We start from the raw sequence: 15,115 nt of genomic DNA on the forward strand, positions 1-15,115 counted from the left end.
GGGAAGGTCGTGGTCAGGGACGTGACGGTTGTGGCGACCGCCTCCGGAAGGCTGGACAGGCGGTGCAGTGGCGCCTCCAGCGGGGTCAGCTCCTCCGACCACGGGGCCGCCTCGCGGATGAGGGCCCTGGCGTCGTTCTTGGTGAGCGTGGTGCCCTGCTCGCGGGCCGCCGCGATGAGGGCCTCGCGCCACGTGTTGGCCAGCTTGGCGTGACCGTTGTCCAGAATCCTGCGCAGCACGCGGGCCGCCGTGTCGCCGGGCTGCGGAAGGCGTACGGCGTCGAGTGTGTCCTCGCCGGCGCTCGTCGTGTAGACGGCGGACAGCACGCCGGGCAGGGGCGGCAGGTCGGCTCCCAGGACGCGTACGTGGGAGGCGCGGGTCGCCAGGAGCAGGCGGGGCAGCGCGGCCTCGAGGCCGGGCGGGAGGGCGACGGCCACGCGGCCGGGGGCGGCCGCGTACGGCTTGGCGAGCCAGGTCGACACCTTGACCCGGGGCTGGGTGAGCTCCTTGGGCCATTCGCCCACCAGCAGGTCGGGCTCGAAGTCTGAAATGCCCCTCTCTGGGGCTGAGATGCCCTTGTGGGCGTTTTCTATGGCTTGCGGGCCCTGAGTGTAGATGGCGGTGGCCTGGCGGCTCAGGCGGGACGTCACGGCCGGACGGGTCTTGCTGGTGGGCCGGAGGATGTACAGGTCGGCCGCCGAGCCGATGGCCTCCGCGCCGAAATAGCGGTTGAAGTCGGGGTAGATGGCTTCATAGGCGAGGTTGAGGTCCGCCAGGGCCTGTTGGACCTTGAACGCCAGCATGGGCATGCGCTCGCCGGCGCCGTAGGCCAGCAGCACCCGCCCGTCGTCCTTCAGCCCCTCCACGGCGCGCGCCACGAACAGGCCGACGCCCTCCGGCGTGTACGGCGGGTCGGTGAGCGCCAGGTCATGGCCCCTGGCCGAGGCCGGCAGGCCGAGCCGCAGGTCGGCCCAGCGGGTGCGGACACCGAGCTCCTGGTCGTCGATGTAAGCCAGGATGCGCTCGTCGATGTCGGCCACCGTGACCTCGGTCTCCGGGTGGACGAGCTTGACGGCCAGCGAGGTCAGGTCGTGGTCGCCCACGCACAGCAGGCGCGCGCCCGGCAGCCAGAAGCGGGCGCCGAGCAGCAGCGCCCGCCGCAGCACGGTCTCGGGCGTGGCGGCGACGTGGTCGAGGACGTGCCGGGCGCGCGGGGCGCCGGCGATGAGGGCGCTCAGGCGGTCGAGCGCATCGGAGTAGTGGGGGAGCAGGTGGGCGACCGGGTCTTCCGGCGGCGGCGCAACGGCGAAGAGGTCCTGGTAGGCGGGGGTCCGGGCGAGCGGCACGCGGAAGGCGTCGCCGGATCGCTCCAGCGGCAGCTCGCGGAGCAGCGCCTCGATGGTGCGCCTCGACGTGGCGGTCTCGCGGACCAGGCCGGCGAGCCGCCACCACTGGCCGTCGCACAGGAGCGTCAGCGCGTGTCTCAGCCGCCTGCTGTCGGCCCCGGCCTCTCGGAGCAGGCGCTCCACCCCGTCACGGTCCATGGGCAAACCCTATCGAGAGGCCAGGGGCTCGCCGGCCGCCGAGCGGGGCCGGCAGAAAATCGCCATCTCTGCCGCATACAGGTGCGCCGAACCGGGAATGACACGGGCCTCGCCCAGAGTTTGGGATAGAGAGTTCGGATGCTGGACCAGCCCGAATGTTCGCAATGCGGACGTGGCGGGCACCATTCCGGCAGGGTGTTGTAACCTCTACCCACGATATGCAGCAGGGCCAACGTCGTCCCCGCCTGTAGAGCAGTTCGAGACAGACGATGACGACGGGAGGGATTAAATGCCTGCTGCCCACCTCGGGTTCCCCGAGCCTCAGGGCCTCTACCACCCCGCCAACGAGCACGATGCCTGCGGTGTCGCCATGGTCGCCGACGTCGCGGGACGCCGTGGTCACGGCATCGTGGTCAAGGCGCTGACGGCGTTGTGCAACCTTGATCACCGGGGGGCCAAGGGTAGCGAGCCGGACACCGGCGACGGAGCCGGGATCCTGACGCAGATCCCCGATGAGTTCTACCGCGCGACAGTGCCGTTCGCGCTGCCCGCCGCCGGCGCCTACGCGACCGGCATCGCCTTCCTGCCGATCGACGAGGAGGCCAGGCGCATTGCCGTCGGCCTGATCGAGGAGATCGCGGCCGAGGAGGGCCTCACCGTGCTCGGCTGGCGGGAGCTGCCCGTCGACCGTGCCCTTCCCGGGCCGAGCGCCCGGGCCGTCATGCCGCACTTCGCCCAGCTGTTCGTGTCCGGCCGCAGCGGGCCGGAGGGGCTGGAGCTCGACCGGCTCGCGTTCTGCCTGCGCAAGCGGGCCGAGCACGAGGCCGACGTGTACTTCCCTTCGCTGTCGGCCAGGACGATCGTCTACAAGGGCATGCTCACGCCCGACCAGGTCGAGCCGTTCTTCCCCGACCTGAGCGACGAGCGTTACGCGACCGCGATCGCGCTGGTGCACTCGCGGTTCTCCACCAACACGTTCCCCAGCTGGCCGCTGGCCCACCCCTACCGCTACGTCGCCCACAACGGCGAGATCAACACGGTCAAGGGCAACCGCAACTGGATGCGGGCGCGCGAGGCGATGCTGAAGTCCGCCGACATTCCTGGCGATATTTCACGACTTTTCCCCATCTGTGACCCGGATGGCAGCGACACCGCCAGCTTCGACGAGGCCCTTGAGCTGCTGCACATCGGCGGCCGGAGCCTGCCCCACGCCGTGCTCATGATGATCCCCGAGGCGTGGGAGAACCACACCGGGATGGACCCCGCGCGGCGGGCCTTCTACGAGTTCCACTCCACGATGATGGAGGCCTGGGACGGCCCTGCCTCGATCACGTTCACCGACGGCACCCTGGCCGGCGCGGTGCTCGACCGCAACGGCCTGCGCCCCGGCCGCTTCTGGGTGACCGCCGACGGCCTGGTCGTGCTGGCCTCCGAGGCCGGCGTGCTCGACTTCAAGCCCGACGACATCGTCAGGAAGGGCCGCCTGCAGCCGGGCCGCATGTTCCTCATCGACACCGCCCGCGGCAAGATCATTGAGGACGGCGAGATCAAGGCCGAGCTCGCGGCCGAGCTGCCGTACGCCGACTGGCTCCACGCCGGCCTGGTCCGCTTCGAGGAGCTGCCCGCCCGCCAGCGCGAGATCCCGACGCACGAGGCGCTCATCAGACGGCAGCAGACCTTCGGCTACACCGAGGAAGAGCTGCGCGTCATCCTGTCGCCGATGGCCAGGGCCGGTGCCGAGCCGATCGGCTCCATGGGCACAGACACGCCCGTCGCCGTGCTGAGCGAGAAGCCGCGCCTGCTGTACGACTACTTCACGCAGCTGTTCGCGCAGGTCACGAACCCGCCGCTGGACGCCATCCGTGAAGAGCTGGTCACCTCGCTGGCCAGCACGCTCGGGCCCGAGGGCAACCTGCTCGACCCCGGCCCCACCTCGTGCCGCCAGCTCGTGCTGCCGTACCCGGTGCTCGACAACGAAGAGCTCGCCAAGATCATCCACATCAACGACGAGGGTGACCTGCCCGGCTTCCACCCGTACGTCATCAGCGGGCTCTACGACGTGTCCGGCGGCGGCCAGGCGCTGCTGCGGCGCCTGGAGGAGATCAGGACGGAGGCGTCCCAGGCGATCGCCGGGGGCGCGCGCGTCATCGTGCTGTCCGACCGGGGCTCGTCCGAGACGCTGGCGCCGATCCCGGCGCTGCTGCTGACCGGCGCGGTGCACCACCACCTGATCCAGGAGAAGACCCGCACCAAGATCGGGCTGGTCATCGAGACCGGCGAGGCCCGCGAGTGCCACCACATGGCGCTGCTCATCGGCTACGGCGCCGGCGCGGTCAACCCCTACCTCGCCGTCGAGACCGTCGAGGACCTCGTCGACTCGGGCGCGCTCCAGCTCGACAAGCGCAAGGCCGTACGCAACCTGATCAAGGCCTACGGCAAGGGCGTCATCAAGGTCATGTCCAAGATGGGCGTGTCCACGGTGGCCTCCTACACCGGTGCCCAGATCTTCGAGGCGCTCGGCCTGAGCCAGGAGGTCGTCGACTCCTGCTTCACCGGCACCACCTCGCGCCTGGGCGGCGTCGGCTTCGACGTCCTGGCCAAGGAGATCGAGCTGCGGCACCGCCACGCCTACCCGCGCGTGCCGAACGCCCACCGCAAGCTCCAGGTCGGCGGCGAATACCAGTGGCGGCGCGAGGGCGAGCCCCACCTGTTCAACCCCGAGACCGTCTTCAAGCTGCAGCACGCCACCAGGACCCGCCGCTACGAGATCTTCAAGGAGTACACGAACCTCGTCGACTCCCAGGCGGAGCGGCTGATGACCCTGCGCGGCCTGTTCAAGCTGCGCAAGGGCGACCCGATCCCGCTCGACGAGGTCGAGCCCGCCTCGGAGATCGTCAAGCGCTTCTCCACGGGCGCGATGTCGTACGGCTCGATCTCGATGGAGGCGCACGAGACGCTCGCCGTCGCGATGAACCGGCTCGGCGGCAAGTCCAACACCGGCGAGGGCGGCGAGGACCCCGAGCGGCTCTACGACCAGGCGCGCCGCAGCGCCATCAAGCAGGTGGCCTCCGGGCGCTTCGGCGTCACCAGCGAATACCTGGTCAACGCGGCCGACCTGCAGATCAAGATGGCCCAGGGCGCCAAGCCCGGCGAGGGCGGCCAGCTGCCCGGCCACAAGGTCTACCCGTGGATCGCCAAGACCCGGCACTCCACACCCGGCGTCGGCCTCATCTCGCCGCCGCCGCACCACGACATCTACTCGATCGAGGACCTCGCCCAGCTCATCCACGACCTGAAGAACTCCAACCCGGAGTCCAGGGTCCACGTGAAGCTGGTCGCCGAGGTCGGCGTCGGCACGGTCGCCGCGGGCGTGTCGAAGGCGCACGCCGACGTGGTGCTCATCTCCGGGCACGACGGCGGCACCGGCGCCTCGCCGCTGACCTCGCTCAAGCACGCGGGCGCCCCGTGGGAGCTCGGCCTGGCCGAGACCCAGCAGACGCTCCTGCTCAACGACCTGCGCGACCGCATCGTCGTCCAGGTCGACGGCCAGCTCAAGACCGGCCGCGACGTCATCATCGCCGCGCTGCTCGGCGCCGAGGAGTACGGCTTCGCCACCGCGCCCCTCGTCGTCTCCGGCTGCGTGATGATGCGGGTCTGCCACCTCGACACCTGCCCCGTGGGCGTCGCCACGCAGAACCCGGAGCTGCGCAAGCGCTTCACCGGCAAGCCCGAATTCGTGGTCAACTTCTTCGAGTTCATCGCCGAGGAGATCCGCGAATATCTGGCCGAGCTGGGCTTCCGTTCGCTCGACGAGGCCATCGGGCACGTCGAGCTGCTCGACACCACGGCGGCCGAGGACCACTGGAAGGCCGGCGGGCTCGACCTGTCGCCGATCCTGCACCGGCCGGAGCTGCCCGCGGGCACCGCGCTGCGCCGCGTCGTCGAGCAGGACCACGGGCTCCAGCACGCCCTCGACAACACGCTGATCCAGCTCGCCGAGGGCGCGATCGTGAACGGCACCCCCGTGACGCTGGAGCTGCCCATCCGCAACGTCAACCGCACGGTCGGCACCATGCTCGGCTACCAGGTGACCAAGCGACACGGCGGCAAGGGCCTGCCCGACAACACCATCGACATCTCGTTCACCGGTTCGGCGGGCAACTCGTTCGGCGCCTTCGTGCCGCGCGGGATCACGCTGAGGCTGACCGGCGACGCGAACGACTACCTCGGCAAGGGCCTGTCCGGCGGGCGGATCACCGTCCGGCCGCACGAGGCGGCCCCGCTCGACGGCCACATCATCGCCGGCAACGTCGCCCTGTACGGCGCCACGTCCGGGGAGGTGTTCGTCCGCGGCGTCGTCGGCGAGCGCTTCTGCGTGCGCAACTCCGGCGCCACGGCGGTCGTCGAGGGCGTGGGCGACCACGGCTGCGAGTACATGACCGGCGGCAAGGCCGTGGTGCTCGGCCCGACAGGGCGCAACTTCGCGGCCGGCATGTCGGGCGGCATCGCGTACCTGCTGGATCTCAAGCCCGAGCGGGTCAACCGCGAGATGGTCGCCATCGAGGCGCTCACCGAGCAGGACGCCGAGTTCCTCAAGGAGACCGTCGAGAAGCACTTCGCGGAGACCGGCTCGCCGGTCGCCAAGCAGCTGCTCGCCGACTGGGACGTCGCGCTCGGCAGGTTCGGCAAGGTCATGCCGACCGACTACAAGAGGGTGCTGGAGGCCGCCGAGGCCGCCCGCATCGAAGGCAGGGACGTCGACGAGGCCGTCATGGCGGCCGCGGTGCAGTCATGACCCGCCGTGATGAGCCGTGCCGCCATGGCGGGCTGTGCTTGTCAACCACTGTTCAGGGTTAAGGGAGGCGTAACCGAATGGCTGACCCGAAGGGTTTCCTCACGCATGACCGGGAGCTGCCGGCGCGCCGCCCCGTGGACGTCCGCATCAGCGACTGGCGGGAGGTCTACCAGGACTTCCCGCAGGAGAAGCTGACCAAGCAGGCGGCCCGCTGCATGGACTGCGGCATCCCGTTCTGCCACAACGGCTGCCCGCTCGGCAACCTCATCCCCGAGTGGAACGACCTCGTCTTCCGCACCGACTGGCGCGAGGCGATCGAGCGGCTGCACGCCACGAACAACTTCCCGGAGTTCACCGGCAGGCTCTGCCCGGCTCCGTGCGAGGCGGCGTGCGTGCTCGGCATCAACGCCGACCCGGTGGCGATCAAGCGGGTCGAGGTCGAGATCATCGACCGGGCGTTCGCCGAGGGCTGGGTGACCCCCCAGCCCCCGGCCGTCAAGACCGGCAAGAAGGTCGCCGTCGTCGGCTCGGGGCCCGCGGGCCTGGCCGCCGCCCAGCAGCTCACCAGGGCCGGGCACCACGTGGTGGTGTTCGAGCGGGCCGACAGGATCGGCGGGCTGCTGCGCTACGGCATCCCCGAGTTCAAGATGGAGAAGCGGCACATCAACCGCCGCCTCGACCAGATGCGGGCCGAGGGCACCGAGTTCCGCACCGGCGTCAACGTCGGCGTCGACATCACCGCCGCCGAGCTGCGCGAGCAGTTCGACGCCGTGGTGCTGTCGGGCGGCGCCACCCAGTGGCGTGACCTGCCGGTGCCCGGGCGCGAGCTCAATGGCGTCTACCAGGCCATGGAATACCTGCCGCTGTCCAACAAGGTCCAGGAAGGCGACCTCGACCGGTCACCGATCTCGGCCGAGGGCAGGCACGTGGTGGTGATCGGCGGTGGCGACACCGGCGCCGACTGCATCGGCACGGCGATCAGGCAGGGTGCGAAGTCCGTCACCCAGCTCGAGATCATGCCCCAGCCGCCGGCGACCCGGCCGGGCAACCAGCCGTGGCCGACGTACCCCATGCTGTTCAAGATGGAGAGCGCCCACGAGGAGCTCGCCGACGGCGGGGGAGCGCGGGTCTACGCCGTCTCCACCACCGAGTTCGCCGGCGACGCCGACGGCAACGTGCGGGCGCTGCGGCTGGTCGAGGTCGAGGGGCCGCAAAGCGGCTTCAAGCCGATCCCCGGCACCGAGCGGGAGATCCCGGCCGAGCTGGTCACCCTGTCCATGGGCTTCCTCGGCCCGGAGAAGGGCGCCCTGCTGCAGGACCTCGCCGCCGTCGCCGGTGACGGCTTCTACGACGCTCGGGGCAACGTCTCGCGCGACAAGACGTACATGTCCAAGGTGGACGGCGTCTTCGTGGCGGGCGACATGGGGCGCGGGCAGTCGCTCATCGTCTGGGCCATCGCCGAGGGCCGCGCGGCGGCCTCGGGCGTGGACCGGTTCCTGACGGGGGAGACGGCCCTGCCGTACCCGATCCTGCCCACCGCCCGCCCCCTGGTCTGACGGCACGCGCCGGGGCCGCCCACGAGGCGGCCCCGGATCCGTGCGCTCAGCGGGGGGTGAGGGCGCTCTCGGCGCCGGCCGCGCCACGAGGTACGGGAGCCGCGCAGGCGCGGGCCACGGCGTCCAGCACGCGTTGGGAGGCGGGGTCGGCGGCGCGGTAGACGACCAGCCGCTGATCGGGGGAGTGCAACGGGGCGAGCACTTCGTAGTCGACGGTCAGCGGGCCCTGCGTGGCGTGCAGGAGCCGCTTCCGGCCCCTGGCGTTCACCTTGACGTCGCGCAGCGCCCACAGGCGGGCGACCTCCTCGCTGCCGGAGGTGAGGCCGTCGATCAGCTCCGACAGGGCGGTGTCGTCCGGATGGGCCGCCCACGCGGCACGCAGATCGGCGATGCCCTCCCGGATGACGCGTTCCCTGTCGCGGTAGAACGTGCCCAGGCCCGGGTGCAGCACGCACAACCACATGCTGTTGCGCTGCTCGGGCGGCAGCGCGCCGAAGTCCAGCATCAGCCCCGCCATCTCCGGGTTCCAGGCGATGATGTCGAAGCGGTGGTTGAGCAGCATGGCGGGCAGCGGCGACAGGTCGGCCACGAGCCGGGCCAGCGGACCCGCCTCGTCGGCGGCGGGCGCCCTGCGCGCCGTGGGCTGCCGGGCGGGCCGCTGCCCGGCCAGGTCGAACAGGTAGGCCCGCTCGTCCTCGCTCAGCCGCAGCGCGCCGGCCAGCGCCTCCAGCACCTCGGGCGAGGGACGCAGCCCGCGCCCTTGCTCCAGGCGGATCACGTAGTCGACGCTGACCCCGGCCAGCTCGGCGACCTCTTCCCTGCGCAGGCCCGGGGTGCGGCGCGGCGCCCGCCGGGCGGGCAGCGCCATGTCGCCGGGGTGCAGCCGCTCGCGGCGCGTGCGCAGGAAGGCCGCCAGCTCGCGCGTCGGGTTCACGGTGTTCATCTCTTCGATCCTACGATCCGCATGCCTGGGAAGGCCGGTCCCAGGATGAGCCTTCCCTTACCCTGGGCCGCGGGGCGGAGCAGCCTGGAGGCATGACGTATCTTGACACGTACCGCCTGCTGGGCCGCTCCGGCCTGAGGGTCTCGCCGCTGGCGCTGGGGACCATGACGTTCGGGACCGAATGGGGCTGGGGCTCGGACGAGGACGAATCACGCCGGGTCTTCGACACGTACGTGGACCGCGGCGGCAACTTCATCGACACCGCCAGCCAGTACACGGAGGGCACCGCTGAGACTTTGGTCGGCGAGTTCGCGGCCGGGCGGCGCGAGCAGCTCGTGCTGGCCACGAAGTACACCATGGCCAGGCGCGCCGGCGACCCCAACTCGGGCGGCAACCACCGCAAGAGCATGGTGCAGTCGGTCGAGTCGAGCCTGCGCCGCCTGAACACCGACTACATCGATCTGCTGTACCTGCACGCCTGGGACTTCACCACGCCGGTTGAGGAGGTCCTGCGCGCCATGGACGACCTCGTCCGCATGGGCAAGGTCGTCTACGTCGGCATCTCCGACACGCCCGCCTGGCAGATCTCCCGCATGCAGGCCATCGCCGACCTGCGCGGCTGGGCGCCGCTGATCGCCCTGCAGATCGAGTACAGCCTGGCCGAACGGACGGTGGAGCGCGATCTCATCCCCATGGCCAGCGAGATGGGCCTCGGCGTCATCCCGTGGTCGCCGCTGGCCAGCGGCGTGCTGACCGGCAAGTACACCCGGGCCGACCTCGAGCTGGGTGAGGGCAGCGCGGACCCGTCCGGCTCCCGTAAGAACGTCGCGGCGGCCAACGGCTCGCTGACCGAGCGGGCGCTGGGCGTCGCCGAGGTGGTCAAGCAGGTGGCCGCCGAGGTCGGCGCGACGCCGTCACAGGTGGCATTGGCCTGGACGACGCTCGAGCCCGCCGTGACGGCTCCCATCGTGGGGGCGCGTACGGCGGCGCAGCTCGAGGACAACCTGGGCGCCCTCGACGTGCGGTTCACGGAGGAGCAGCTGGTGAGACTGGCCGAGGTCAGCCGGGTGGATCTGGGTTTCCCGCACGAGTTCCTGATGCGTCCCATGACGCGCCAGGTGATGTTCGGCGACGCCGAGATCGAGCTCGCCCGCTGAGCGGCGGCGCCTGCCGGGCTGGGCCGGCGCGCCTTCCGGTGCCCGCCGGTGCGGCGGGCACCGTCACGTGCCGCGCAGCGGGCTGGGGGTATTGACCCACCTTCGCCACCCATCAACCGAAATTTCACTACTAAGGCGCATCGCTGATTGACTGTCGGGAAGATGCAGCTTCACGGCCAGTCAGCGGATGGGGGAACTATGCGGCGAGTCGCCTCTGGAACGATGGCGCTCGCCGCCGCACTCGCCCTCGCCGGCTGCGCACAGCCGGCCACGGCCCCCCGGAAACCGGCCGGGCCCCAGAGCGACTATCTCGTCTTCTACGCGGCGGGACGGCACACCCAGGCCGTGAACGCCGTCGAACGGGCCGGCGGCACCACGGTCGGAGAGGACTCCAGGCTCGGCTACCTCCTGGCCAGGGGCGCGGGCGGCGGCTTCGCCGAGGGCGTGGGCGCCGACCAGGCCATCGTGGGCGTGTCCGCCGACCGGCGCATCGGTTTCGCCACGGCTCACCAGGGCACTCATCAGGCGGCTCTGCGCCGGCGGCCCGCGGCCTTCCCCGACGCGTCGTCGTTCACGAAGAGCACGGCGGAGCCGCTCGCCGGCCGCCAGTGGAACATGCGCATGATCGGCGCGGAGCGCGCGAACACCAAGGCCCCCGGCACCAAGAAGGTCCTGGTCGGCGTCATCGACACCGGCGTCGACGGCAAGCACCCCGACATCGCCCCCAACTTCAACCGCGAGCTGAGCCGCAACTTCGTCACCGACCGGCCCAAGGACGAGCGCGGCGAGACGCTCGACGGCCCCTGCGAGGCCGAGGGCTGCAAGGACCCCGCCGACGTGGACGACGACGGCCACGGCACCCACGTCGCCAGCACGATCGCCTCCCCGATCAACGGCATCGGCATCGCGGGCGTGGCGCCCGGCGTGCAGATCGTGAACCTCAGGGCCGGCCAGGACTCCGGGTTCTTCTTCCTCAAACCCAGCCTCGACGCGCTCGCCCACGCGGCCGACATCGGCGTGGACGTCGTGAACATGAGCTACTACGTCGACCCCTGGCTGTTCAACTGCAAGGCCAACGCGGCCGACACCAAGAAGCAGCAGCTGGAGCAGCAGGCCGTCATCACCGGCATGCAGCGGGCCCTGGACTACGCCAGGAGTAGGGGCGTCACGCTCATCTCCGCCCTCGGCAACGGCGGCACCGACCTCGGCCATCCCAAGGTCGACGACCAGAGCCCCGGCTACCCGAAGGGCGACGAGAAGGAACGCAAGATCGACAACTCCTGCGTCAACGTGCCCGCGGAGTCCGGCGGCGTCGTCTCCGTCTCCGCGGTCGGTCCGTCGGGACGCAAGGCGATCTACAGCGACTACGGCGTCGAGCAGACCGACCTGGCCGCGCCCGGGGGCGACATCCTCGACGGTCAGGGCGCCAAGGCCGACCGGGGGATCCTGGCCGCCGCACCCGAGCACGTGCTGCGCGCGTCCGGGCGCATCGACGCCAGGGGCAACCCCAAGGGTGCGGACGTGGTCAAGGACTGCAAGGACGGCCGCTGCTCGTACTACCAGTATCTGGAGGGCACCTCCATGGCCTCGCCGCACGCCACCGGGGTCGCGGCGATCCTGATCAGCCGCTTCGGCAAGCCCGGCAAGGGCGGGGTCCACCTGGATCCGGCCACCACCGAGCGGCTGCTCCACAAGACCGCGACCCAGAAGGCGTGCCCGACGCCCCGCCGCTACGTCTACAAGATCTACAACAAGACCGAGACACACGAGTGCGAGGGCGACAGAGCGGACAACGGCTTCTACGGCCACGGCATCGTGGACGCCTGGAAGGCCGCCACCACCGAACAATGACAGCGTGATGCGCCCGGAGAACTACCCGCTACCGTGACGGCGTGGTTCGCCCAGAGCAGTACCTGAAGCCGTGACCCGCCCGGAGCAGTACTCGAACTTGGCCCGTCTGGGGGGCGCCGTTCTCGTTCTGTTCCCCTTCTGCGGGTACGTTCTCCGTCGTCAGTGACTGTTAAGTGGTCTGTACCAATTAAGGTAGGACTCGTGACTCGTCGCGCGAAAATCGTCTGCACCCTCGGCCCCGCCACTTCGTCCAAAGAACGCCTGCACGAGCTGATCGCCGCCGGCATGGACGTGGCACGGTTCAACCTCAGTCATGGCAACCATGACCTGCACAGAGAGGTCTACGACCGGGTCCGGGAGGTGGCGGCCGACCTCGGCCGCGGTGTAGGCGTGCTCGCCGACCTGCAGGGCCCCAAGATCCGAGTCGGCACGTTCGAAGAGGGCCCGGTCAGGCTGGGCTTCGGCGACGTCTTCACCATCACCACCGAAGACGTGCCGGGCGACCGCGAGCAGGTCTCCACCACCTACAAGGGGCTGCCCAACGACGTCCGCCCCGGCGACACGATCCTCGTCGACGACGGCCGCCTCGTGCTCGAGGCCACCCGCGTCGACGGCGACCGCATCGCCACCCGCGTCGTCATCGGCGGCATGATCTCCGACAACAAGGGCCTCAACCTGCCCGGCGTCAACGTCAGCGCCCCCGCGCTGACCGACAAGGACGAAGCCGACCTGCGCTGGGCGCTGCGCACCGGGTGCGACATGATCGCCCTGTCGTTCGTCCGCCGCCCGTCCGACGCCGACGTCGTGCGCAACATCATGGAGCAGGAGGCCGTGCGCCTCCCGCTGCTCGCCAAGATCGAGAAGCCGCAGGCCGTCGACCGCCTCCCCGACATCGTCGAGGCCTTCGACGGCATCATGGTGGCCCGCGGCGACCTCGGCGTCGAGCTTCCGCTCGAGCAGGTGCCGATCGTGCAGCGGCGCATCATCGAGCTGTGCCGCGAGAAGGCCCGCCCGGTCATCGTCGCCACCCAGATGCTCGACTCCATGATGAGCTCCCCGCGCCCCACCCGCGCCGAGGCCTCCGACGTGGCCTACGCGGTCATGGACGGCGCCGACGCGGTCATGCTGTCCGGCGAGACCTCCGTCGGCAACTACCCGATCGAGGCCGTCTCCACGATGGACCGCATCGCCTGCGCCGCGGAGAAGCACTCCCTGCACGCCACCCACACGCTGGAGCGCATGCCGGAGACGACCGGAGGCGCCATCGCCAGGGCCGCGGCCGAGGTCGGCGCGATCGTCGGGGCCAAGGCGCTGGTGGCGTTCACGATGTCGGGCGAGACGGCGCGGCGGCTGGCCCGCTACCGCTCGCCGATCCCGCTGCTGGCCTTCACGTCGGCGCCCCACGTGCGGGGGCAGCTCTCGCTGACGTGGGGGGTGGAGACGTTCCACGTGCCGTTCGTCCACCACACCGACGACATGGTGCGGCAGGTCGAGGCCTCGCTGCTGTCGTCGGGGCGGCTGGAGAAGGGCGACAAGGTCGTCATCGTGGCCGGCTCACCTCCCGGCACCCCGGGCTCCACCAACGCCCTGCGCGTCCACACCATCGGATCCGCCGTGTCCCACGCGCACTGACGCCTCTTCTCCGGCTGGTCGGGCTTTCCCTTCTTCCTTTACGGCTTCGCGTGGTTCAGCCACCCGCCGCAGGTGGCTGAAGCCGTAAAGGAAGAGAAAGCCGAACCAGCCGGAAAGGAGATGGGTCGGTCAGTTGGCGTGGAGGGCGGCGTTGAGCTCGATGGTGCCGCCCTCGCGCGGCACCGCCTCCACCGCGCCCGACTGCGAGTTGCGCCGGAGCAGGATGCCGTTCGCTCCCGACAGTTCGGCGGCCTTGACCACCCGGCCGCCGGGCAGGGCGACCTTCGTGCCCGCCGTGACGTAGAGTCCGGCCTCCACCACGCAGTCGTCGCCCAGCGAGATGCCGATGCCGGCGTTCGCGCCCAGCAGGCAGCGCTGGCCGATCGAGATGACCTGCTTGCCGCCGCCCGACAGCGTCCCCATGATCGACGCGCCGCCGCCCACGTCGGAGCCGTCGCCGACCACCACGCCGGCCGAGACCCGGCCCTCGATCATCGAGGCGCCCAGCGTGCCGGCGTTGAAGTTGACGAAGCCCTCGTGCATGACGGTGGTGCCGCTCGCCAGGTGCGCGCCCAGGCGCACCCGGTCGGCGTCGGCGATCCGCACGCCGGACGGCATCACGTAGTCGACCATCCGGGGGAACTTGTCGACGCCGTACACCGTCACCGCGCCCCTGGCCCGTAGCCGCAGGCGGGTCCGCTCGAAGCCCGGCACCGGGCACGGGCCCGCGTCGGTCCACACCACGTTGGCCAGCAGGCCGAAGACGCCGTCGAGGTTGACGCCGTGCGGCCTGACGAGGCGCGCGGAGATGAGGTGCAGTCGCAGGTAGACGTCGTGCGCGTCGACGGGGGCCTCGGAGAGCTTGGCGATGCCGGTGCGCACCGCGACCACCTCAACGCCGCGCGCCTCGTCGGGCCCGGTCAGCCCGGCCAATTCGCCGGCCTCGGCGGCGGTGAGCCGCTCGGTGCCCGAGACGGGCGCGTCGCCCAGCTCGGGTGCGGGGAACCAGGTGTCGAGCACGGTGCCGTCGGAGGCGATGGTCGCGAGGCCGGCGCCGAACGCGCCGGTCGAGGTGGGATCGATAGCAGTCACGGGGCCAAAAATACCGTTTCCGCTCAGCCCAGGGCGCCGAGGTCGGCGGAGAGCCAGTGTTCTGGCCGCATCCTGAACGTGACGAGCGCGTGCAGGTCGGAGCCCTGCACGTAACCCGACACGGCGTCGGGCGGCAGGTAACGCGCCGAGATGCGTGTCAGGTCCTCCAGCGTCGTCGGATCGGAGCGCACCAGCGGCCCTTCCACCGACACGTACCGGTAGGTCGGGCTGACCCGCTGCACCAGCATCGAGAACCTGCCCGCCTTCGCGATCAGCCGGGCCTTGACCGAGTCGCCGTCGGTCAGGAACCGGATCTCGCCGCCGGGGCGGTAGTCGTACCAGACGGGTACGTTCAGCGGACCCCGCCCTTCACCGGTCTCCACGGCGAGGCTCGCGATGTGCGGCTCCGCCAGGAACGCCTCCCGCGCCGCCACGTCCAACGGCATGCCCCCACCCCCGTCTTCATCGATCTTGAGACGGTCATTCCCGGTGGGAGCGGTCCCGAAAAGCCACTCGCCGTCCCTTTCCGCGCCGGTCGTCCGCCC

9 protein-coding genes are annotated in these 15,115 nt (G+C 70.8%); 5 read left to right on the top strand and 4 right to left on the bottom strand.

The features are described from left to right. Nucleotides 1-1,544: bis-aminopropyl spermidine synthase family protein (locus E1292_RS08445; RefSeq protein ID WP_246090002.1), on the bottom strand; the 1,544-nt coding region annotated here is incomplete at its 3' end. 289 nt (nt 1,545-1,833) lie between these two features. Here E1292_RS08445 and gltB point away from each other — a divergent pair. Both gltB and E1292_RS08455 read left to right on the top strand, forming a co-directional pair. Further along, nucleotides 1,834-6,339: a glutamate synthase large subunit gene (gene gltB / locus E1292_RS08450; RefSeq protein WP_132593759.1), complete on the top strand. Its 4,506-nt coding sequence runs from the start codon at nt 1,834-1,836 to the stop codon at nt 6,337-6,339. 77 nt (nt 6,340-6,416) lie between these two features. After that, nucleotides 6,417-7,895 (top strand): glutamate synthase subunit beta, encoded by a 1,479-nt coding sequence (locus E1292_RS08455; RefSeq protein WP_132593761.1) that lies wholly within the window; start codon nt 6,417-6,419, stop codon nt 7,893-7,895. Nucleotides 7,896-7,941: 46 nt separating this feature from the next. On the opposite strand, the gene E1292_RS08460 is transcribed toward E1292_RS08455, so the two are convergent. Then, the gene (locus tag E1292_RS08460; protein WP_132593763.1) at nt 7,942-8,838 is read right to left on the bottom strand and encodes a helix-turn-helix transcriptional regulator; all 897 of its coding nucleotides are present in this window, start codon (nt 8,836-8,838) and stop codon (nt 7,942-7,944) included. Nucleotides 8,839-8,930: 92 nt separating this feature from the next. Between E1292_RS08460 and E1292_RS08465 the strand changes: the two genes are divergently transcribed. From E1292_RS08465 to pyk, 3 genes are all read left to right on the top strand, one after another. After that, on the top strand, nt 8,931-9,995 hold the full coding sequence (locus E1292_RS08465; protein ID WP_132593765.1) for an aldo/keto reductase: 1,065 nt from the start codon (nt 8,931-8,933) through the stop codon (nt 9,993-9,995). A gap of 198 nt (nt 9,996-10,193) precedes the next feature. Further along, a complete protein-coding gene (locus tag E1292_RS08470) occupies nt 10,194-11,846 on the top strand; it encodes a S8 family peptidase (RefSeq protein WP_132593767.1) in 1,653 nt (550 codons plus the stop codon). A 201-nt stretch (nt 11,847-12,047) separates the two neighbouring features. After that, nucleotides 12,048-13,478, top strand: coding sequence for a pyruvate kinase (gene pyk / locus E1292_RS08475; RefSeq protein WP_132508412.1), 1,431 nt, complete (start codon nt 12,048-12,050; stop codon nt 13,476-13,478). 129 nt (nt 13,479-13,607) lie between these two features. Here pyk and dapD read toward each other — a convergent pair whose 3' ends face one another. Together dapD and E1292_RS08485 are read right to left on the bottom strand one after the other, a co-directional pair. After that, nucleotides 13,608-14,570: a 2,3,4,5-tetrahydropyridine-2,6-dicarboxylate N-succinyltransferase gene (dapD, locus tag E1292_RS08480; RefSeq protein ID WP_132593769.1), complete on the bottom strand. Its 963-nt coding sequence runs from the start codon at nt 14,568-14,570 to the stop codon at nt 13,608-13,610. 23 nt (nt 14,571-14,593) lie between these two features. Continuing rightward, nucleotides 14,594-15,016 (bottom strand): pyridoxamine 5'-phosphate oxidase family protein, encoded by a 423-nt coding sequence (locus tag E1292_RS08485; protein ID WP_132593771.1) that lies wholly within the window; start codon nt 15,014-15,016, stop codon nt 14,594-14,596. Between the last annotated feature and the right edge of the window lie 99 nt (nt 15,017-15,115).

The sequence above is a fragment of the Nonomuraea deserti genome, from assembly GCF_004348685.1.
In the GTDB taxonomy this organism is placed as follows: domain Bacteria; phylum Actinomycetota; class Actinomycetes; order Streptosporangiales; family Streptosporangiaceae; genus Nonomuraea; species Nonomuraea deserti.

What these genes read in the sequence shown, in the direction of transcription:
- gltB (WP_132593759.1), top strand. Translation starts at nt 1,834, where the DNA reads ATGCCTGCTGCCCACCTCGGGTTCCCCGAGCCTCAGGGCCTCTACCAC.
- E1292_RS08455 (WP_132593761.1), top strand. Translation starts at nt 6,417, where the DNA reads ATGGCTGACCCGAAGGGTTTCCTCACGCATGACCGGGAGCTGCCGGCG.
- E1292_RS08460 (WP_132593763.1), bottom strand. Translation starts at nt 8,838, where the DNA reads ATGAACACCGTGAACCCGACGCGCGAGCTGGCGGCCTTCCTGCGCACG.
- E1292_RS08465 (WP_132593765.1), top strand. Translation starts at nt 8,931, where the DNA reads ATGACGTATCTTGACACGTACCGCCTGCTGGGCCGCTCCGGCCTGAGG.
- E1292_RS08470 (WP_132593767.1), top strand. Translation starts at nt 10,194, where the DNA reads ATGCGGCGAGTCGCCTCTGGAACGATGGCGCTCGCCGCCGCACTCGCC.
- E1292_RS08485 (WP_132593771.1), bottom strand. Translation starts at nt 15,016, where the DNA reads ATGCCGTTGGACGTGGCGGCGCGGGAGGCGTTCCTGGCGGAGCCGCAC.